We start from the raw sequence: 18944 nt of genomic DNA, 5'->3' as shown, positions 1-18944 counted from the left end.
GACCGACCTCTCCGACGGGAACCACCATGACGACGCCAGCGCCCACGAGTCGGAAGACCGTCGAGCAACACGCCTCCGACGTCGCAGCCCTCCTCGACGACGTGACCGACACCGGCGCCGAGCACGTGCCGATCGACGAGGCCGCAGCTCGGGTGACGGCCGTGGCGGTGCCGTCACCGGTCGACCTGCCACTGTTCCGCAACTCGCAGATGGACGGTTTCGCGGTTCGGGCAGCAGACCTCTCGGGTGATGAGACGCGACTGCGGGTGATGGGCGAGATCGCCGCGCGCCCGATCGACCCGGCGCCGCTCGAGCCGGGGACCTCGGTGCGCATCATGACGGGCGCGGTCGTTCCGCCGGGTGCGGACGTCGTCGTGCCGGTCGAGGAGAGCGAGGTCGAGACGGATTCCCACGGTGTCGAGACCGTCGTCCTCGGTCGTCCGCGCAACGGCGGCGAGCGCCCCGTGGGGCTGTTCGTCCGGGAGCGCGGGAGCGACGTCCGCGCCGGTGAGGAGCTGCTGCCGGCCGGCGTCCGCCTCGCTTCACGACACCTCGCCGTGTTGGCTGCGGCCGGGATCACGACCGTCGAGGTGCGTCGGCGGGTGCGGGTCGCGATCGTCACGACCGGTGCCGAACTCGTCGAACCCGGCGAGACGCCGACGCTCGGCCAGACCTTCGACTCCAACGGGACCGCGCTGGCGGCCGCCGTCGTCGCAGCCGGGGCCGAGGTCGCCGCTCGTGCGCGCGTCGTCGACGATGCCGACGTCCTGCTCGCGCTGCTCGACGACCTCCACGGCGAGGTCGATCTCATCCTCACCTCAGGCGGGATCTCCATGGGAGAACACGAGGTCGTCCGTGACGTCCTCGGGCCATCGGGCGGCTGGATCGGCTCGGTCGCGATGCAGCCAGGCGGTCCGCAGGCGCTCGGTGCCCACCGGGGTGTCCCGATCATCGCGTTCCCCGGCAACCCGGTGAGCACCCAGCTCTCGTTCGAGGTCTTCGTCGCTCCGGTCCTCCGCCGGGTCGCCGGGCTGCCGCAGGCGTCGCGTGTGCCGGCCGAACTCGCGGTGGCCGCGCGCTCGGTGCCCGGCAAGCGACAGTTCCTCCGCGGACGCCGACGAGACGACGGCCGGGTCGAACCGGTCGCAGGCCCCGGCTCCCACCTCGTGGCCGGGCTCGCGGCGTCCGACGTGCTGATCGTGATCCCGGAGGACACCCTCGAACTCGACGCCGGTGACGCTGTGGAAGCATGGGCACTATGACCGGGCTCACACACCTCGACGACGACGGCCGCGCACGCATGGTCGATGTCGGCGACAAGGCCACGACGAAGCGGGTCGCGACGGCGACGGCGACGTTCACCACCCGCCCGGACGTGATCGCGCTCGTCCAGGCGGACGGTCTGCCGAAGGCGGACGTCATCGCGACCGCGCGCATCGCGGGGATCGCGGCGGCCAAGCGGACGAGCGAGCTCATCCCGCTGTGCCACCAGCTCGCGCTGTCGTCGGTGAGCCTCGACTTCGCCTTCACCGAGGACTCGATCGTCATCACCGCGACGGCGAAGACCACCGGCCAAACCGGGGTCGAGATGGAGGCCCTGACGGCCGCTTCGATCGCCGGCCTGACGCTGCACGACATGGTCAAGGCCGTCGACCCGGCCTCGGTCCTCGGCGACATCCGGCTGCTCGAGAAGTCCGGCGGCAAGCGCGGGAACTGGACGCCGGAAGCGTCGGAGCCGATCGAAGCACCTGGTGTGCGAACGGTCCGCCCGCGAACCGCGGCCGTCATCGTCGCGTCGACCGCCGGCGCGGCGGGCACGCGCGAAGACCTCACGGGGCCGCGCATCTCCGCCTGGTTGTCCGAGCACGACTACGCGGTGGATGCGGTGACGGTCGTGTCCGACGCCGACGTGCACCTCGCGATCACGGCAGCCCTGGACGCCGCGCCCGCGGTGCTCATCACGACGGGCGGCACCGGCCTCTCGCCGAGCGATCGCACCCCGGAGGCGACGCAGCCCCACCTCGACCGCGAACTGCCCGGCATCTCGGAGGCGATCCGCACCCTCGGGTCGACCAAGACCCCGACCGCGGCGCTCAGTCGCGGGCTCGCGGGGGTCTCAGGCGGCACCGTCGTGGTGAACCTGCCGGGGTCGACCGGCGGCGTCAAGGACGGGCTCGCGGTCCTCGACGGCTTGCTCGATCACCTCGTCGCCCAGATCGCCGGAGGTGGCGCGCATGAGTGAGTCGACGGTCCCCGAGGTCCTGGCGCTCATCTCGGAGTCGCCCCTCGACGCGCACGCGATCGAGGACTTCGTCGCGGCGCCCGCCAACGGCGCACTCGTGGCCTTCCGAGGGATCGTGCGCGACCACGACCACGGCGAGGCGGTCGATGCCCTCGACTACCGCGCCCACCCCGACGCCCAACGGTTCCTCGAGGACTGCTGCCGGACGGTCGCCGCGGAGACCGGCCTCCGGGTCGCCGCCGCCCACCGCGTCGGGTCGCTCGTCGTCGGCGACCTGGCCCTTGTGGCCGCCGTCGCCGCTGCGCACCGGGCCGAGGCGTTCGCCGCGTGCGAGCGTCTGGTCGAGGAGATCAAGCGCACCGTCCCCATTTGGAAGCGCCAGTACCTGGCCGACGGCGAGACGGAGTGGGTCGGTCTGTGAACGATCGGCCCGCCCTCGATTCGCCCCGAGTGGTCGCACGCACGAAGCGTGGGCGACCATTCGAGGTGAAGCGAGCTGTCAGCGCGGCAGCACGTCGTAGGTGATGCGCACGAGCCCGTCCTCGGGCGTCGCGTGGGTGCCGCGGAGCCGCAGACGGACGTCGGCGTCGAGGTCGCCGAAGAGGCGGGCGCCCGAGCCGATGAGCACCGGCGCGACCGACACGGTGATCTCGTCGACGAGGCCCGCACCGAGGAACGCCTGGATGGTCCTGCCTCCGTCGACGTAGACGCGGCCGGCCCCGGCCTCGTCGAGCAGGGCGGCCGCTTCGTCGAGCGACCCGGCGACCGTGATGCGGTCGTCCCTGGTCTCGAGCGTGGTGCTCAGCACGACGACCCGCTTGCCCTCGAACGGCCACTCGCCGAAGCCGAGCACAGTGTCGTAGGTGGTACGTCCCATCACGAGGGTGTCGATCGTCGGGAAGAACGAATCCCAGTCGAGCGCCGGGTGCCTCCCCGGCGCATCCGCGGCATGATCCCGCGGCTCGAGCTCCGTGAGCCAGCCGAGGTCGCCGTCGGGCCCCGCGATGAACCCGTCGAGGCTCACCCCGATGAAGACACAGCCATGCCAGGAACGTTCGCGAGTCATGAGGACGATCCTGCCTCGGACCTCCGACATCGACTCCGTACGGAAGATTGCCGTACAATGACGGCATGGCATCTCCACTGAAAGACAAGCGCATCGAGGTCCGCGTCACCAGCGCACAGAAGGACGCGATCGCCGCCGCCGCCGCGATCGAAGGTCGGTCCATCACCGATTTCACCACGTCCGCCGCTACGGAACGGGCGGCTGATGTCATCCGCCGTGAGCGCGACATCCGCGTGGACGCGGCCGCCTTCGAACAGTTCGAAGCGATCCTGGAACGCCCAGCGCGTTCGATCGACGGACTCCGCGACCTCCTGAACCGACCCACGATCTTCGTTGACTGACTTCCGGACTCCCCGGCCGCTCGCTACTGGAGACGTCCTCTCCGACTTCCGCTGCGGCGTCGACGTCCTCGACAGCTGGCTCCGTGGATACGCACGGAACAACGACCGCAGCGGTGGGTCGAAGACGATGGTCTCGGTGACGACCGAGGGTCGCGTCGCGGGTTACTACTGCCTCTCGGCGAGTTCGCTCGTTCGAGAAGATGCGCCGCAGCGGCTCGCGCACCGGGCACCCGATCCGATTCCCGTCGTCCTGATCGGCCGGCTCGCCATCGATCAGGCGTTCACCGGCCTCGGCCTTGGAACCGCCCTCCTGCAGCATGCCGTCCTTCAAGCGATCAGCGCGGCGGAGATCATCGGGATGCGAGCGATCCTGGTCCACGCCCTGACCGACGACGTCATCCCGTTCTACGAGCGATTCGGCTTCGAACGATTTCCTGGCTCGAGTCGCGCCCTGTACCTATTGGTCTCCGACGCACGCGCGACCCTGGTCGGCTGAGTGCACGTCGATCGCCGCCCGCACACCTGCGGGGGCGCGTCAACCACTCCGCATCACGGCAGCGAGCGACGTAGGGTGATCTGATGCCCGAAAACGCCCCCGAAGCATCCGACCCGTTCGTCCGCGTCCGGGGAGCCAACGAGAACAACCTCCGCAACGTGGACGTCGACGTGCCGCGTGATGCGATCGTCGCCTTCACCGGGGTCTCCGGCTCGGGCAAGTCGTCGCTCGCGTTCGGCACCATCTTCACCGAGGCGCAGCGGCGGTACCTCGAGTCCGTCGCCCCATACGCCAGGCGACTGATCCAGCAGGGTCACGACCCGCACGTCGACTCGATCTCCGGCCTGCCACCGGCGGTCGCCCTGCAGCAGCGACGCGGCGCCCCCAGCTCGCGCTCCAGCGTCGGCACGGTGACGACCCTCTCGAACTCGCTCCGCATGCTCTTCTCGCGCGCCGGCACGTTCCCGGAGGGGTTCACGACCCGACTCGACTCCGACGCCTTCTCGCCCAACACCGCTGTCGGCGCTTGCCCGGAGTGCCACGGCATCGGCGTCGCGCACACGGTCACCGAGGAGTCCCTCGTGCCCGACCCGTCGCTGAGCATCCGTGAGGGAGCGATCGCCGCCTGGCCGGGAGCCTGGCAGGCGAAGAACCTCCGCGACATCACCATCGCCCTCGGATACGACGTCGACCGCCCCTGGCGGGAGCTCGACCAGGAGGACCGTGACTGGATCCTCTTCACCGAGGAGCAGCCGGTCGTGCAGATCACGCCGCAACGAGACCGCGTCGCCAAGCCGTACAACGGGATGTTCTGGAGCGCCAAGCAGTACGTCTTCCACACCCTCTCCGACTCGAAGAGCCAGATGATGCGGAACAAGGTGCTGCAGTTCGTGCGCTCGGGTCCGTGCCCGCTCTGCCACGGCACGGGACTCCGCCGCGAGGCGCTCGCGGTCACCTTCGCCGGCCGCACGATCGCGGAGCTCAACGCCCTGCCGATGACGGAGCTCGCCGAGGTCATCCGCCCCACCACTGAGCTGAAGGACGCGGCGCCCGCGCTCCCGACCACGCTCTCCGGCGAGCGCACCGACGTCGCCGTCGCCATCACGACCGATCTCCTCGCGCGCATCCGCGTGCTCACCGACCTCGGACTCGGCTACCTCGGGCTCGGGCGCGTGACGACGACGCTCTCCCCCGGCGAGATGCAACGGCTCCGGCTCGCGACCCAGCTGCGCTCCGGGCTCTTCGGCGTGGTCTACGTCCTCGACGAACCGTCAGCGGGTCTGCACCCGGCCGATGCGGAGCCCCTCCTCGAGGTGCTGGAGCAGCTGAAGCGCTCGGGCAACTCGGTCTACGTCGTCGAGCACAACATGGACGTCGTCCGGAACGCGGACTGGATCGTCGACGTCGGCCCCGGCGCAGGCGAGGGTGGCGGCGACGTGCTCTACAGCGGGGCCGTCGAGGGTCTCGCCGAGGTCGAGGCCTCGGCGACCCGCCCGTTCCTGTTCCACGAACAGCACGGTCAGGCTCCCGCGCGACGAGCACTCCGTGAGGCGCGCGACTGGCTCGAGGTGGAGGGCATCACGCTCCACAACCTCGCCGGCGTCGACGCCTCGATCCCCCTCGGGACCTTCGTCGCCGTCACCGGTGTCTCGGGTTCCGGCAAATCGACCCTCGTGAGCCGCGTCCTCCGCGACGTCGTGCGCGATCACCTGCGGGCAGACGGCCGGACGACGGACGACACCGCGGACGATGACGACGAGGTGCCCACCGAGACCGATGCGACCGAGGGTTCCGGCCTGGCGGAGGCGACGGTGCCGGACGGACACGCCGACACGCTCACCGTCCGTCGGGTGCGAGGCCTCGAGCACGTGGACCGCCTCGTCCGGGTCGACCAGAAGCCCATCGGTCGAACGCCGCGGTCGAACCTCGCGACCTACACCGGGCTGTTCGACGCCGTCCGCACCGCGTTCGCCGCCACGGACCTCGCCCGCGAGCGCGGGTACACGGCCGGCCGGTTCTCGTTCAACGTCGCGGGAGGTCGCTGCGAGACCTGCCTCGGTGAGGGCTTCGTGTCGGTCGAACTGCTGTTCCTCCCGGGCAGCTACGGGAAGTGCCCGACCTGCAACGGCGCCCGGTACAACGCCGAGACCCTCGAGGTCACCTACGACGGGAAGTCGATCGCAGACGTCCTCGCACTCACCGTCGAGCAGGCGGCCGAGTTCCTCGCGGCCGTCCCGGCGGCAGCACGCAGCCTCCGCACCCTGCTCGAAGTCGGCCTGGGATACCTGCGGCTCGGCCAGCCGGCCACCGAACTGTCGGGTGGCGAGGCGCAGCGCATCAAGCTCGCGACGGAACTCCAGCGGGTGCGACGCGGTCACACCCTGTACCTCCTCGACGAGCCGACGACCGGCCTCCATCCGGCCGACGTCCGTCGTCTCCTGGCGCAGTTGAACGCGCTCGTCGACTCCGGCGACACCGTCGTCGTGGTCGAGCACGAGATGGACGTCGTCGCGGCGGCCGACTGGGTGATCGACCTCGGACCGTCCGGTGGCGACGCTGGTGGACGCATCGTGGCCGCGGGCACCCCGGACGCCGTCGCCGCAAACCCCGACAGCCGCACCGCGCCCTACCTGGCGAAGCGACTGGCACTGCTCGGTGCGGCACCCGCGGCATCGGCGGCCGACGCCGCGGGGTGAACCCGTCTCCGGGGCCGAGCACCTATCGTGGAGGGCGTGTCCGTCCACGATCCGCGCCGTGACCTCCGCTCCCGTCGCATCGCCGTCATCGTCTGCGCACTCGCCGCGGCGGCCATGCTGGTGTTCGCCCCCATCGAGGAACTCGTCTGGGCACCCATCGCGATGACGGACGGCGCGTACGACCTCGAGACGATCTACGGCGTCTTCACCCCGGACGCGCTGGCGATGAGACTGGTCAGCGTCGCCGTCGCGTTCCTCCTCGGACTCGCGGCCATCACGGCGTTCGCCCACCTCGGCTGGCGCGGCCGGCTCGGGTCGCACTGGGTCCACATGGCGACGCTCGGATCGTTGCTCGTCTGGCTCGGACTCCCAGCCATGTTCTTCGCCGGTTTCGGCATCGGGCACACCGTGTCCGACGAACTGCCGCCCTACGTCGGCCGGTCCTCGGCGGCCGGCGAGCTGCTGCAGGTGTTCGCGCTCGTCGCGTTCGTAGTGACCGTGCTGGGGGCGATCGTCTCGCTCGTCCTCATGTTCCGCTCGGCGGCGGTCGAGCGACGCGCTTGGCAGGCTGCCCGCCGATCGGGCTGAGCCCACCCCACCGTCGCTGTACGTCGTCAGCTCAGGACCCGACACCCCCGGCAAGGGGAATCCCCCGATCAGACCTGATCGGGGGGACGAAGTCGGCCCATCGACCGTGTACTGTGCGAACCGTGGTGCACTCCGAAACAGCGGTCCGGTCCGTGACCTACGTGAGCCGGGCGACGAGCCCGCTGACGCAGGCATCCCTCGAAGCGCTGCTCGTCGAGTGTCGCGGCAACAACGAGCGTTCCGGCCTGACCGGCATGCTCGCCGTGCGCGGCGACGACTTCTTCCAGGTGGTCGAAGGACCCGACGACGCCATCTCCGCGCTCCTGGACGGCCTCTCCCGTGACGCGCGCCACACGGACATGCGCGTCCTCAATGAGGAGACCGTGCCCTTCCGCCAGTTCCCGGACTGGCGGATGCGCTGCGAGCGCCTCGACGACTACCCGGTCGACGAGATTCCGGGATTCCACGCGATCGGCGGCGGCGACGATCCCGCGGGGTCGCGGACGCGAGGCGTCCTGGACCTGGTCCGCTGGTTGCAGCTTCGCGCGGCTCGGGCACTCTCCGAGCGCAACCCGTCGGCGGCCTCGTAGACCGCGTACGCGGACGGCTTCAACGGCGGTAGGACGTCCACGCGTGCACCGAGCGGACGCTCGTCGTCGCGGCTGACGACCCCGTCCACGAGGAACAGGCCTGGTGCATCAACGCGACGAGCAGAGGATCAAACCCGCACGGCCCGCGTCATCTCGAGTCACGCCGGAACCGCGGTCGACCGCACTCCATCGAGAATGTCGACGATGTCCCGCATCTGATCCATCGTGAACAGCTCGCCCGGCCCAGTGGGCGCCGAATCGGTGAACGGCGACTCGAACAACCTCGTCGGCGACATGATCCCGTTGGCGGTCAGGTCCTCGATGACGAGCTGGACGAACCTGATCTGCTGAACCGTGAACCGGGAACGATCGAGGTATCGGGCGAACGCCTCGGTCGCTGCCGCCCGATCGAGACCCACGAGCGAGCGGATGAAGACTCCGAGGCCCTCCTCTCGCGACACGTATTCGATCTCGAACGTCGACCCGATCTGCGCGTCGACGAGCATCGACTCCAGCGCTCCGAGATCCGAGTCGGTGAGCTGCAGGTTCCGGTGGAGCCGCTGCAATGCGACGTGGTCGAGGTGCGACCGAAGGAAGCTCATCGCCTTATCGCGAAAGCGGGCCAGGTCGGTGCCGGGCATCGCACGGTTCAGGTGAACCTCGACCTGCTCGGACATCTCGTCCTCGAAGTCCGTGTACACGGGCGATCGAGCATGGCGGTCGACGAACCGTGCCAGCCCACGAACTCGCAAGCGCAGGAGCTCCAGCATGGGCAGCGTGACGTCGTGCCACCACTCGTCTCCGGCGACCGCTTCGAGGAGCTCGGCGTGTTGAGCGACGGACGGGATCGTCAGCTTGCCCAGCAGCGTCTGCGCGAGAGCCTGGATCGTCTCTCGCTGTCGTTCCGCGAGGAAGGCGTCGCCTTCGAGCTGGGCCAGCTGGCGACGCAGGATCAGCAGGTCGAACCGTTTGGCGAACTCGTCGTCATCGCGGACCGCGGACGGGAGTCCACCGAGCACCAGGGCACCCTCGAAGCGCCGCCCGTCTTCGCCCGTCCAGGCGACCTCTTCCGAGAACTGCTCGACGACAGCGCGATGCTTCCGCACCACGACATTGCTGAGGTTCATTCCGGCGACGAACTCCCGAAGGAGCTTCACATTCGAGCGTCGCAGCTCCGGATGCGCCGAACCCAGAGTGGTGATGAGGCCGACGCGCGTCTCGAAGATCCGCTGGGTGAGCGACTTCTGCGTCGAGCCAGCGGTTTCCGGGAGGTCCTGGTTGAAGTACTCGAAGTTGCCGCAGAAGTCGAAGACGAGGAAGTCCTGCTTGTCCCGCCCGGGAGCGAAGAGGCCTGGCCGCAACCGTGTGCCACGGCCGATCATCTGCCAGAACTTCGCCTTCGAGCGGACGGCCTTGAAGAACACCAGGTTGGCGACGTCTGGGACGTCGATGCCGGTGTCGAGCATGTCGACGCTGATCGCGATCTGTGGAAGCTTGTCGGGGTCGGAGAAATCGTCGATGAGTTGCTGCGCGTAGGTGACCGAGTGGGTGATGACCCGGGCGAACCGCCCTGCGTACTCCGGGAACGACGCGTCGAAGCGCTCGGAGATGAACTCCGCGTGCGCCTGGCTCTTGGCGAAGATGATCGTCTTCGCGAGGCGATCACCGCCGGCGACCTTGTATCCGTCCTCCATGAGCGTCGCGAGCACCTTGTCGACCGTGTCCGTGTTGAACAGGAAGCGGTTCAGTTCCTCGGCACCGATCTCGTCCGGGACCTCGTCACCCCAGTCGAGGAGGTCCCATTGATCCTTCTCTTCCGGCGTGAGGTCGTCGTAGCGAATACCCGAGCGGAGGAACTTGGTGCCCACCGAGACGCCGCGCGGTGGGACGAGGTGTCCCTCGGCGACGGCCTCATCAAGCGTGTACGCATCTGTCGGCACGCCGTCCTCGAGTTCGAACAGGCCGTAGGTGTTGTGGTCGACCTCGTCCTTCGGTGTCGCTGTGAGGCCGACGAGTAGGGAGTCGAAGTAGTCGAAGATCGCACCGTACTTGTCGTACACGGAACGGTGTGCCTCGTCGATCACGATCACGTCGAAATAACCGGGGCCGAAGCGACGAGCTCCGTCGTCCACCTGATTGATGAGGTTGAGCATCGTCGGGTAGGTCGACGCGAACACGCGGCCGTTGCCCGCACGATCAGCGACGAGGTTGACGGTTGCAACCTGCGGCAGGTGTTTGGTGAACTCCCCGGCCGCCTGTCGGACGAGCGCGCTCCGGTCGGCGAGGAACAGGACGCGCTTCACCCATCCTTCGCGCATCAGCTGGTCGACCAAGGCGATGGTGGTTCGGGTCTTGCCCGAACCGGTCGCCATGACGAGGAGCGCTTTGCGTTGGCGGTGGTCGAACGCCGACCCGATGGCACGGATGGCGCGCTGCTGGTAGGGACGTCCGGCGATGTCGGCGTTGACCCCTGCGGCCGACAGCGGCTTGCGAGCGGTCCGCCGCTGGACCATCAGTTCCAGTTCGTCGCGCGAGTAGAAGCCCTCGATCGCCCGCGGTGCGTAGCCGCTCGCGTCATCCCAGATGCGGTGTTCGTAGCCGTTGGAGAGGAAGATGACGGGGCGTTGGCCGGTCTGCGCTTCGAGTCGATCGGCATACAGGAGGGCCTGCTGGCGTCCGGTCTCGATCGACGACGTCGTGCGTTTCGCCTCGACGATGGCGAGCGGTTTGCCGTCCGCTCCCCAGAGCACGTAGTCGACGTATCCGTCTCCGGACGAGTTCGGCATGCCCGTGACGTGGTACTCCCGATCCCGGTCATCGGAGAGCTGCCAGCCGACTTCGAGGAGCAGTTCGTCGATGAGACGGACCCGAGTATCGGCTTCGGTGTAGTCGTGGTCGTCGGAGAGAGCGGTCTGCTGTTGAGCCGCCGCGATCTGGCCACGCAACCGGGCGTTCTCGGCTTCTACCTGGGCGAGCAGTTCGTCCTTCGCGGCAAGCGCCTGGACGTAGGCTTCATCCTGTTGCTTGAAGCGCCGAGCGAGTTCGGCAACCTCGGTCCGCGAGAGCGGAGCGGACTGCGCGGCGAGCTTCGGGTCGAACTGCGCCGTCGTCGGCACGAGTTCCGGGTGCGGCGAATGGTGGAACCCGGCCCACACGAGCACGTGGAACAGTTCGGCCAGCACCCCGCCGGCGACTTGCACCGGGACCGCCTGCTGCCGGTGGACCGCGTTGTTGCCGTTCTTGCGGATGAGGTTGAGTTTCGCGCGGATGCTCTGCGGCACCAGCTGGGCGAACGCGGGGTCGTGCACGCGCGCGGCGAAGTCCGGTTGGTACGGCTCGGGCAGCTGCCAGAGCTTGAACAGGTGTGAGACGAGGAGTTCCGCGGTGCGTCGGGCGTAGATGGCCGCCGACCGCGGGTCCGTCGTCACATACGACTCGGCCCGTCGGGCATCTTCGAAGAGCTGCGGCTGCGTGTGCTGCACGAAGTCGAAGTTCCCCATCGAATTCCCCGCCGATTCAAGAGTTGGTCGCGTGTATCAGTTCTATCGGATGCGCCAGGCCGACGCGACTCACAGCTCCCCGCGGAACGCCCGTGCCTGGAGGGAGGCGAAGAGGGTTTCAAGGTCAGCGAGTGCCGCCAGGTGCTTGGAGCGTTCAAGTTCCACATGCTGGAGCACCCGCTCAAGTTGTTGCATCCCATAACTCGTCGGAGCAGGGATTGAAAAGCGCAGAAACTCCTTAGCGTTGATATTCGCCTGGTTGACCGCCGCCTTTGCGCTCCCTCGCCGCAGCGCGAGTCCGGCTGGCGTACGGAGGTAAGCCGACACGTATTCTGCGGTGGCCGCATCCGGGAAACGGACGCGGACGAGATATCCGGCGAAAGCAAACTGCTCGGCCGAGCGAGCTACTGCAGCCTTTCCTACTTTCTCAAGGCTGTTGGTGCGGTTGAAGAGCAGGTCGCCGCGGCGAACGGTATAGCGGTCGACAGCATTTGTTTCGAGATCGATGTACTTCAGATCCCGGACATCGATCCGGCCCGCGTCCGTGATGTTGCCCATGCGGAGGATCGGAAAAGCGCCCGCGGCTCCAGCTCTCTGCGCCGTACCGTACTGGGATGAGAGAGCTAAATCGCCGATGGTCACCACTGGCCCGTCCGAAGACATGATCACTGACTGGAAGGTCGAATCTACGAGCCCGTCGAGAAGCCCGATGGCCTCTCGCTGCTTGCCGAGGTTCTCATCGGCCTGGTCGAGGATCGCGGCGATCCGCCGCTGCTCGTCGAGCGGCGGCAGGGGAAGGGGAAGGGTGCCTAACGAGGCCAAGGAGATCGACTTCCTCCGGTGCACCGCTCCTTGTCCCAAACGCTCGTAGGCCTTCAGCGCCTGCGGACTCTTCAAGAAGCGGATCAAGTAGTTCGAGTCCACGAGCGCTGGATCGGCACGAAACACCGTGTACATCGGACTGATCAGGGCATCCTCCGGCGCGATACCAATCGAGCCTTCGTCCAAGTGAATCGTCGCGTATGCAAAGTCGCCGGCGGTTACGCGCAAGTAGCCCGACGTGTCACGGCTGAACACCTGCTTCTTGAAGTAGCCGAGGCTCGGAACGAAGCCCGCATGCTTAGTTACTGAATACACCTTCGTGGCGTCTGCAGGGCCGGCTCTACGTCCCGATTTGGATATGACGGTGGCCAGGTCTACCGTCCTCACGCCAGCATCCCCTTCAGCTTCTGGAGGCCCTCGGCGATCTCGGCCTCGAGCTGCTCGATGTCGGCGATGATGTCGAGCGGCGCACGGTGCTCGACCTCGTTGTACACGACCTCTTTGTACCGGTTGATGGAGAGGTCGTAGCCCTGCGCGACGATCTCGTCCTTCGGCACCGTGAACGAGCGGTCCGTACGAGCGCGCTCGCGCTCGGTCCCGGCGCGCTCCGCCCAACGCGCCCGGACGTCGTCGAGGTCGTTCGCCTCGGTCGGCGTGCGCTTGTCATCGAGCGAGAAGCCGTCGGCGGTGACGTCGTAGAACCACACGTCCTCGGTACCACCCGACTCCGTCTTGGTGAAGAAGAGGATCGCCGTCGAGACCCCGGCGTAGGGCTTGAAGACGCCGGACGGCAACTTCACGACCGCATCGAGCTTCTGGTCCTCGACGAGTATCCTCCGGAGCGCCTTGTGCGCGGCACTCGAACCGAAGAGCACCCCGTCGGGCACGATGACGGCAGCGCGTCCACCGGTGGCGAGCAGCTGCAGGAACAACGCCATGAACAACAGCTCGGTCTTCTTCGTCTTCACCACGCTGGTGAGGTCCTTCGACGTCGATTCGTAATCGAGCGAACCCGCGAAGGGCGGGTTCGCGAGCACCATCGTGTAGCGACCCTTGTCGTCTGAGACGCCGTCGGCGAGCGAGTCGCGGCGCTGGATGACAGCTCCCTCGATACCGTGCATCGCAAGGTTCATCGAACCGACGCGGAGCATCGTGGAGTCGAAGTCGTAGCCGTGGAACATCTCGCGGTGGAACTGGTTGCGAGCCACGGCATTGGTCTGCACCTCCGGTGAGTGCTCGCGCACGTACTCGGCGGCGCTCACGAGGAAGCCCGCGGTGCCGGCGGCCGGGTCGACAATGCGGTCCCCCGGCTTCGGGTCCATGAGGTCGACGATGAGGTTGATGATGTGTCGAGGGGTCCGGAACTGGCCGTTCACCCCAGCGGAGGCGATCTTCGACAGCAGGTACTCGTACAGGTCGCCGTTGGTGTCGCGATCGTTCATCGGAATCGCATCGAGCATGTCGATGACTTTCGACAGCAGCGCAGCGGTGGGGATACCGAAGGTGGCGTTCTCCATGTGCTGGCCGTAGTCACTGCCCGCACCGCCCAGCTGGCGCATGAAGGGGAACACGCGCGCGCTCATCAACTCGAACGCCACGTTCGCGTCAGCGTTCCGCAGGCGTGACCAGCGGAGGTCCTGCTGCTCCGGGCCGAAGACCGCGCCGCTGATCTCGCCGCCGAGGAGCTCCGCTTGCTGCTCGCGAGCCGTCTGCAGGTCGTCGAGGCGCCGCAGGAACAGCAGGTACGTCACCTGCTCGATCACCTGCAGCGGGTTGCTGATGCCTCCGGACCAGAATGCGTTCCAGACGGCGTCGACTTTGCTCTTCAGTTCTCCGGTGATCACTCGCTCAACTCTACGGAGTCGGAGAGGTGGGTTCTCGCTCATGATGGTGCCTTCCACTGCCGGGTCGGAAGGCAGTCGAGCAGGCTCCCACGGGGTACTGACATGCGTGGGCGTGGTGACCTGGTGTAACGGAGATCCAGGACGATCACATCGGCCGCCGAATGTTGGATAAAACGCTGATCAAGGTCGCATTCCTCCGCGCTTTGAATGTCAGTGGCTGGTGCTTGGATGGAACCATGTCAGAGGCCACACCGAACCCCCTCGCCGCCGTCGCGGCAGAGTTCGGCGCGGCGTGGGCCGGTGCGCTTGACCCGATCCGTGCCGGACTCGGCGTCACGGAGCAGATCGAGAACATGAACGACGAAGCGGTCGTCCGCGTCCTCGACGCCCTCGGCGTGGCACAACAGGCATTGGACGTCCTCGGCGCTCGCCTGGCCGGGTCGATCGCGCTGCGCTCCGTGCCGGAGCGCGCCGACGACCGCCTGACGCGGCGCTCGGGCTACGCGAACACCGGGGTCATGGTGTCCGAGCGGTGGCGGGTGAACCGCGGCCGGGGTGCGACGATCGCCGACGTCGGCGCGGCCATCACTCCCACGCGGGGGTTCCTCGGCGAGGTCGAGGCATGCGAGTTTCCGGAGATCGCCGCCGCACTCGAAGCCGCACCGGAAATCCCGGGCGACGCATCCGGATGCTTCGAACAACGCCCTCCCCTCACCGTCGATGCCGCCGCGATCATCATCCGCGAGCTTCGCTCCACCCGCCGCACCTGCAGCAACGACGCAATGCACGCGGCAACCGCCGTCGCCATCGAGCACAGCATCGGCGCTCCGCTGCACGACGTCACGCGCATCGCCAAGCTCGTCCGCACCCGCCTCGACCAAGACGGCATCGAGCCCCGCGACGAACTCCTGCGCCTGTCCGAACACTGCACGATCCGCGAGCTGCCGAGCGGCATGACCCGGTTGCAAGCCGACCTCGCGCCCGAGAATGCGGCGTTCGTGAAAGCCGGCCTCGACGCACTGGTCGACGCTGCAATCCGCAGACCGACATTCATCGACCCCGCAGCCGAACCGGAACCCGACAGCACTCTTGGGCTTCCGATCCCCGACGGCGTGTCCATCCGCTCAACTGAGCGCCGCCGAGCGATCGCGCTCGCCGACGTCTTCCGCCACGTCGCCGGTTGCTCGAGCGCAGCCACCGAGCTGGCACCCGTCACCGTGGTCGTCCGGATGGACCTCGAGACACTCGAGCACGACATCGGTGCCGCGACGATCGACGGGATCGACGAACCGATCGGAGCAGGCGCGGCCCGACGCCTCGCCGCCGACGCAAAGATTATCCCGATGGTGCTCGATGGGAGCTCCCAGGTGCTCGACCTCGGCACCGGCAAGCGCCTGTTCTCCGCCGGGCAGAAGCTCGCCCTCGCCGAACGCGACGGCGGCTGCGCGTGGCCCGGCTGCACGCATCCGCCGTCCTACACCGAAGCGCACCACCTCAGGTGGTGGTTCCGCGGCGGAACGACCGACCTCGAGAACGGCATCCTGTTGTGCCCGTTCCATCACCATCGCATCCACGACGACCACTGGACGGTTGAAGTCCATGAGAATGTCCCCTGGTTCATACCGCCCGGCATCATCGACAGAAACCGCACACCCATTCGCGGCGGCAGAATTCGCCTCGCGGCTTGATGTCGAAGGCGCGGTAACCGGGCCGGGTGACCGGCGCGCCGGAACGCTGGCGCTACCCGCCGGCGAAGGGCGGGAGGACGTCGACCCGGGCGCCGAGCGGACGGGCGTCGTCGCGACTGACGACGCCGTCGACGAGGAACGAGCCTGAAGCGAGCACCTTGGCCATCGCGTCACCGTAGCGCTCGAGCAGCACGGACTTCAGTTCGCCCACCGTCGCGACCGCGGGAAGGGACTCCTCGGGCACGCCTGCCGCCTCTTCGGCAGCGGCGAAGTAGCGCACGAGCACCTGCAGCGTCGTCGTCTCAGCCACCGATCGCTCCCATGCTCCGCTCCGGACGGACGAAGTCGGGCGACGCGATCCGGTGCCCGGCCTGCTTGTGCCACATCGCCGCGCGCCAGCGGTCCGCGATCTCGACGTCCTCGACACCCGAACGCAGCATGCCCCGGAGGTCGGTCTCGTCGTCGCCGAAGAGGCAGGAGCGGATCGTCCCCTCGGCCGTGAGCCGGGTCCGGTCGCAGTCGTCGCAGAAGGAGCGCGTGACCGAGGCGATGATGCCGACCGTCGCCGGGCCGCCGTCGACGAGCCACTCCTCGGCGGGAGCGGACGGGTCCTCGCGGTGCGGAGCGGTGAGCGTGAACCGGGAGCCGAGGACGTCGAGCAACTCGGCCGCGTCGACCATGTTCTCCCGCACCCACGCCTCGTCGGCGTCGAGCGGCATCTGCTCGATGAAGCGGAGACGGCAGCCGTTCTCGATCGCCCAGGAGAGCAGGGCGACCGCGCCGTCCAGTGTGTCGCGCATGAGGACGGCGTTGATCTTCAGCGGCGTCAGCCCGGCGCGCTTGGCGGCATCGATGCCGGCCAGGACGGCGGGGAGGCGGTCGCGACGCGTGAGCCGCGCGAAGTGGTCGCGGTCGACGGTGTCGAGGGAAATGTTCACGCGGGTGAGCCCGGCTGCCACGAGCTCGTCGACACGCTTGTCGAGTCCGATGCCGTTCGTGGTCATGGAGATCGACGCATCGCCGGCGACAGCCGAGCTGCGAGCGATGATCTCCGCGAGGTCGGGACGCATGAGCGGCTCGCCGCCCGTGAACCGGATGTCGTGCACGCCGAGGTCGCGGACGGCGATCTCGACGAGTCGACCGATCTCGGTCGGCGTCAGCAGGTCGTCGCGAGCGATCGCCGGGAGCCCCTGCTCGGGCATGCAGTACGTGCAGCGCAGCGAGCACTTCTCCGTGATCGACACCCGGAGGTCGCGTGCCACGCGCCCGAACCGGTCGATGAGGCCGTCGACGTCGGGGCGCCCGGCAGCGTCCGGGATGTGCCTGAGCGGCGACCCGATGCGTGGGATTCCGAGCCCGACTGTGGTCATCCCCCCAGGGTACGGGGATGGACGGCCGACTTGTCCCTCTAGAGCCGCTTCGGGGAGGAACGCCCAGCGGGCGCGCGTAGCATGACGGACATGGAGCCCCGCCGCCGCACCCTGCTCGCCGGTGCGTCCGGCGTCGTCGCAGCCGTCGCCACCCTCGGCTCGGCCGAGGCCGTCGCGGCGTTCGTCGCCCCCGCGAGCTCGCCCCTGCTCGCCGTGGGTTCCCTCGTGATCGACCTCGTGCCCGGCTGGGTGAAGGACCTCGTCATCGCCCTGTTCGGCACCAATGACAAGCTCGTACTGCTCATCGTGCTCGGCGTGCTGGTCGCGGCCCTCGCCGTCGGGATCGGTGTCCTCGAGGAGCGTCGGCCGGCGGTCGGGAGCATCGCGCTCGCGCTCGTCGGCGTCGTCGCGGTCGTCGCAGCGATCACCCGTGCCGACGCGGGCCTCGACTGGGCGTTCCCGAGCGTCGTCGGCACGGCGGTCGGCATCCTGGTGCTGCGATTGCTCGTGACCCGCCTCCGCACCTGGGACGACGCGACGGTCGCGGACGAGGCCCGGCCGGTCGTCGGGGCCTCCCGAGCCGAACTCCCCCGACGCTCGTTCCTCGTCCTGCTCGGCGGCACCGCGGTCGGTGCCCTCGTCGTCGGGGTCGGCGCACGCGTCGCCTCGGCCGGAGCGGTCGCCGTGGAGAGCATCCGGAAGGCGCTCAAGCTCCCGACGGCCGCCGTCGCCGCGCCGCCGGTCCCGGCCGGCGCCGAACTCGGCATCGACGGGCTCACGCCGGTCGTGTCGGCGAACGACTCCTTCTACCGGATCGACACCGCCCTCCAGGTGCCGAACATCGACCCCTCGACCTGGAGCCTCAGGATCACCGGCATGGTCGAGCAGGAGGTCGAGATCGGGTTCGAGGAACTCCTCGCCCTCCCGCTGCAGGAGTCGATCATCACGCTGACCTGCGTCTCGAACCCCGTCGGTGGCGACCTCATCGGCAACGCGCTCTGGCTCGGGTACCCGATCCGCGAGCTGCTGGCGCGCGCGAAACCCAAAGCCGGGGCCGACATGGTCTTGTCGCGGAGCATCGACGGGTTCACCGCCGGGACCCCGCTCGAGGTCCTGCAGGACGAAAATCGCGACAGCCTCCTCGCCGTCGGGATGAACGGGCACCCGCTCCCGCTGCAGCACGGCTTCCCGGTGCGCATGGTCGTCCCGGGCCTGTACGGGTACGTCTCCGCCACCAAGTGGGTCGTCGAGCTGGAGGTGACCCGCTACGCGGACGCCCGGGCCTATTGGACCGACCGCGGCTGGTCGGAGCGCGGGCCCATCAAGACGGAGTCACGCATCGACGTGCCGCGTGACGGTGGACGTGTCGCGGCGGGGAACGTCGCGATCGCCGGCGTCGCCTGGGCGCAGCACACGGGCGTCAACCGCGTCCAGGTCCGGATCGACGACGGCGACTGGCTCGACACGACGCTCGCGACCGCCATCTCCGACGACACCTGGGTGCAGTGGGTCCTCCAGTGGGACGCCCCGGCCGGCGACCACACCATCGCCGTCCGCGCGACCGACGCCGCGGGCAAGACGCAGAGCGAGACCCCCGTCGACGTCGTCCCCGACGGCGCGGAAGGATGGCACACCATCAGCGTGGGCGTCGGCTGACCACGTCGCCCGCACGATTCGGGTTCTGGACGACAGGTATATTAG

16 protein-coding genes are annotated in these 18944 nt (G+C 68.4%); 10 read left to right on the top strand and 6 right to left on the bottom strand.

Going from position 1 to position 18944, the window contains the following annotated elements:
* The first annotated feature begins 26 nt into the window (after positions 1–26).
* From BWO91_RS00610 to BWO91_RS00600, 3 genes are read left to right on the top strand one after another with little or no spacing between them, the layout of a single operon-like run.
* Entirely contained in the window at positions 27–1262 is a 1236-nt protein-coding gene (locus BWO91_RS00610; protein WP_079000506.1) for a molybdopterin molybdotransferase MoeA, read from the top strand.
* On the top strand, positions 1259–2242 hold the full coding sequence (moaCB, locus tag BWO91_RS00605) for a bifunctional molybdenum cofactor biosynthesis protein MoaC/MoaB (protein ID WP_079000505.1): 984 nt from the start codon (positions 1259–1261) through the stop codon (positions 2240–2242). The genes BWO91_RS00610 and moaCB overlap by 4 nt, the downstream gene beginning before the upstream one ends.
* Positions 2235–2663 carry a molybdenum cofactor biosynthesis protein MoaE gene (locus BWO91_RS00600; RefSeq protein ID WP_064293939.1) on the top strand — a complete coding sequence of 143 codons (429 nt, stop codon included), beginning with the start codon at positions 2235–2237 and terminating at the stop codon, positions 2661–2663. Before moaCB ends, BWO91_RS00600 begins: the two co-directional genes overlap by 8 nt.
* Before the next feature lie 78 nt (positions 2664–2741).
* Here the strand turns inward: BWO91_RS00600 and BWO91_RS00595 are convergent, their stop codons facing one another.
* A complete protein-coding gene (locus BWO91_RS00595; RefSeq protein WP_079003777.1) occupies positions 2742–3308 on the bottom strand; it encodes a dihydrofolate reductase family protein in 567 nt (188 codons plus the stop codon).
* A 65-nt stretch (positions 3309–3373) separates the two neighbouring features.
* Here BWO91_RS00595 and BWO91_RS00590 point away from each other — a divergent pair, with 65 nt between their 5' ends.
* The 5 genes from BWO91_RS00590 to BWO91_RS19860 all read left to right on the top strand — a co-directional run bounded on the left by BWO91_RS00590 (position 3374) and on the right by BWO91_RS19860 (position 8019).
* The gene (locus BWO91_RS00590; RefSeq protein ID WP_064293940.1) at positions 3374–3649 is read left to right on the top strand and encodes a DUF1778 domain-containing protein; all 276 of its coding nucleotides are present in this window, start codon (positions 3374–3376) and stop codon (positions 3647–3649) included.
* Positions 3642–4145: a GNAT family N-acetyltransferase gene (locus BWO91_RS00585; RefSeq protein WP_079000504.1), complete on the top strand. Its 504-nt coding sequence runs from the start codon at positions 3642–3644 to the stop codon at positions 4143–4145. The genes BWO91_RS00590 and BWO91_RS00585 overlap by 8 nt, the downstream gene beginning before the upstream one ends.
* A gap of 83 nt (positions 4146–4228) precedes the next feature.
* On the top strand, positions 4229–6841 hold the full coding sequence (locus BWO91_RS00580; protein WP_079000503.1) for an excinuclease ABC subunit UvrA: 2613 nt from the start codon (positions 4229–4231) through the stop codon (positions 6839–6841).
* A gap of 36 nt (positions 6842–6877) precedes the next feature.
* A complete protein-coding gene (locus tag BWO91_RS19865; protein WP_167620411.1) occupies positions 6878–7429 on the top strand; it encodes a hypothetical protein in 552 nt (183 codons plus the stop codon).
* 122 nt (positions 7430–7551) lie between these two features.
* Positions 7552–8019 (top strand): BLUF domain-containing protein, encoded by a 468-nt coding sequence (locus BWO91_RS19860; protein ID WP_167620410.1) that lies wholly within the window; start codon positions 7552–7554, stop codon positions 8017–8019.
* A gap of 158 nt (positions 8020–8177) precedes the next feature.
* Here BWO91_RS19860 and BWO91_RS00570 read toward each other — a convergent pair whose 3' ends face one another.
* The 3 genes from BWO91_RS00570 to BWO91_RS00560 form a co-directional block, all read right to left on the bottom strand.
* A complete protein-coding gene (locus BWO91_RS00570; RefSeq protein ID WP_079000500.1) occupies positions 8178–11519 on the bottom strand; it encodes a DEAD/DEAH box helicase family protein in 3342 nt (1113 codons plus the stop codon).
* Positions 11520–11588: 69 nt separating this feature from the next.
* On the bottom strand, positions 11589–12656 hold the full coding sequence (locus BWO91_RS00565) for a restriction endonuclease subunit S (protein WP_153303334.1): 1068 nt from the start codon (positions 12654–12656) through the stop codon (positions 11589–11591).
* Positions 12657–12724: 68 nt separating this feature from the next.
* Positions 12725–14185 (bottom strand): HsdM family class I SAM-dependent methyltransferase, encoded by a 1461-nt coding sequence (locus BWO91_RS00560; RefSeq protein ID WP_079000499.1) that lies wholly within the window; start codon positions 14183–14185, stop codon positions 12725–12727.
* Positions 14186–14421: 236 nt separating this feature from the next.
* Between BWO91_RS00560 and BWO91_RS00555 the strand changes: the two genes are divergently transcribed.
* Complete coding sequence (locus BWO91_RS00555; RefSeq protein WP_167620409.1) at positions 14422–15873, top strand: HNH endonuclease signature motif containing protein; 1452 nt, start codon at positions 14422–14424, stop codon at positions 15871–15873.
* 52 nt (positions 15874–15925) lie between these two features.
* On the opposite strand, the gene BWO91_RS00550 is transcribed toward BWO91_RS00555, so the two are convergent.
* Both BWO91_RS00550 and moaA read right to left on the bottom strand, forming a co-directional pair.
* Complete coding sequence (locus BWO91_RS00550; protein ID WP_064293945.1) at positions 15926–16183, bottom strand: MoaD/ThiS family protein; 258 nt, start codon at positions 16181–16183, stop codon at positions 15926–15928.
* The gene (moaA, locus tag BWO91_RS00545; RefSeq protein ID WP_079000497.1) at positions 16176–17243 is read right to left on the bottom strand and encodes a GTP 3',8-cyclase MoaA; all 1068 of its coding nucleotides are present in this window, start codon (positions 17241–17243) and stop codon (positions 16176–16178) included. The genes BWO91_RS00550 and moaA overlap by 8 nt, the downstream gene beginning before the upstream one ends.
* 90 nt (positions 17244–17333) lie before the next feature.
* On the opposite strand from moaA, the gene BWO91_RS00540 reads away from it, so the two are divergent.
* Positions 17334–18899, top strand: coding sequence for a molybdopterin-dependent oxidoreductase (locus BWO91_RS00540; protein WP_153303333.1), 1566 nt, complete (start codon positions 17334–17336; stop codon positions 18897–18899).
* Positions 18900–18944 lie beyond the last annotated feature (45 nt).

The sequence above is a fragment of the Plantibacter flavus genome (assembly GCF_002024505.1).
In the GTDB taxonomy this organism is placed as follows: domain Bacteria; phylum Actinomycetota; class Actinomycetes; order Actinomycetales; family Microbacteriaceae; genus Plantibacter; species Plantibacter flavus_A.
This window is presented reverse-complemented; position numbering and strand designations above follow the sequence as displayed.

What these genes read in the sequence shown, in the direction of transcription:
- BWO91_RS00580 (WP_079000503.1), top strand. Translation starts at nt 4,229, where the DNA reads ATGCCCGAAAACGCCCCCGAAGCATCCGACCCGTTCGTCCGCGTCCGG.
- BWO91_RS00600 (WP_064293939.1), top strand. Translation starts at nt 2,235, where the DNA reads ATGAGTGAGTCGACGGTCCCCGAGGTCCTGGCGCTCATCTCGGAGTCG.
- BWO91_RS00610 (WP_079000506.1), top strand. Translation starts at nt 27, where the DNA reads ATGACGACGCCAGCGCCCACGAGTCGGAAGACCGTCGAGCAACACGCC.
- BWO91_RS00595 (WP_079003777.1), bottom strand. Translation starts at nt 3,308, where the DNA reads ATGACTCGCGAACGTTCCTGGCATGGCTGTGTCTTCATCGGGGTGAGC.
- moaA (WP_079000497.1), bottom strand. Translation starts at nt 17,243, where the DNA reads ATGACCACAGTCGGGCTCGGAATCCCACGCATCGGGTCGCCGCTCAGG.
- BWO91_RS00570 (WP_079000500.1), bottom strand. Translation starts at nt 11,519, where the DNA reads ATGGGGAACTTCGACTTCGTGCAGCACACGCAGCCGCAGCTCTTCGAA.
- BWO91_RS00555 (WP_167620409.1), top strand. Translation starts at nt 14,422, where the DNA reads ATGTCAGAGGCCACACCGAACCCCCTCGCCGCCGTCGCGGCAGAGTTC.
- BWO91_RS00540 (WP_153303333.1), top strand. Translation starts at nt 17,334, where the DNA reads ATGGAGCCCCGCCGCCGCACCCTGCTCGCCGGTGCGTCCGGCGTCGTC.
- moaCB (WP_079000505.1), top strand. Translation starts at nt 1,259, where the DNA reads ATGACCGGGCTCACACACCTCGACGACGACGGCCGCGCACGCATGGTC.
- BWO91_RS00590 (WP_064293940.1), top strand. Translation starts at nt 3,374, where the DNA reads ATGGCATCTCCACTGAAAGACAAGCGCATCGAGGTCCGCGTCACCAGC.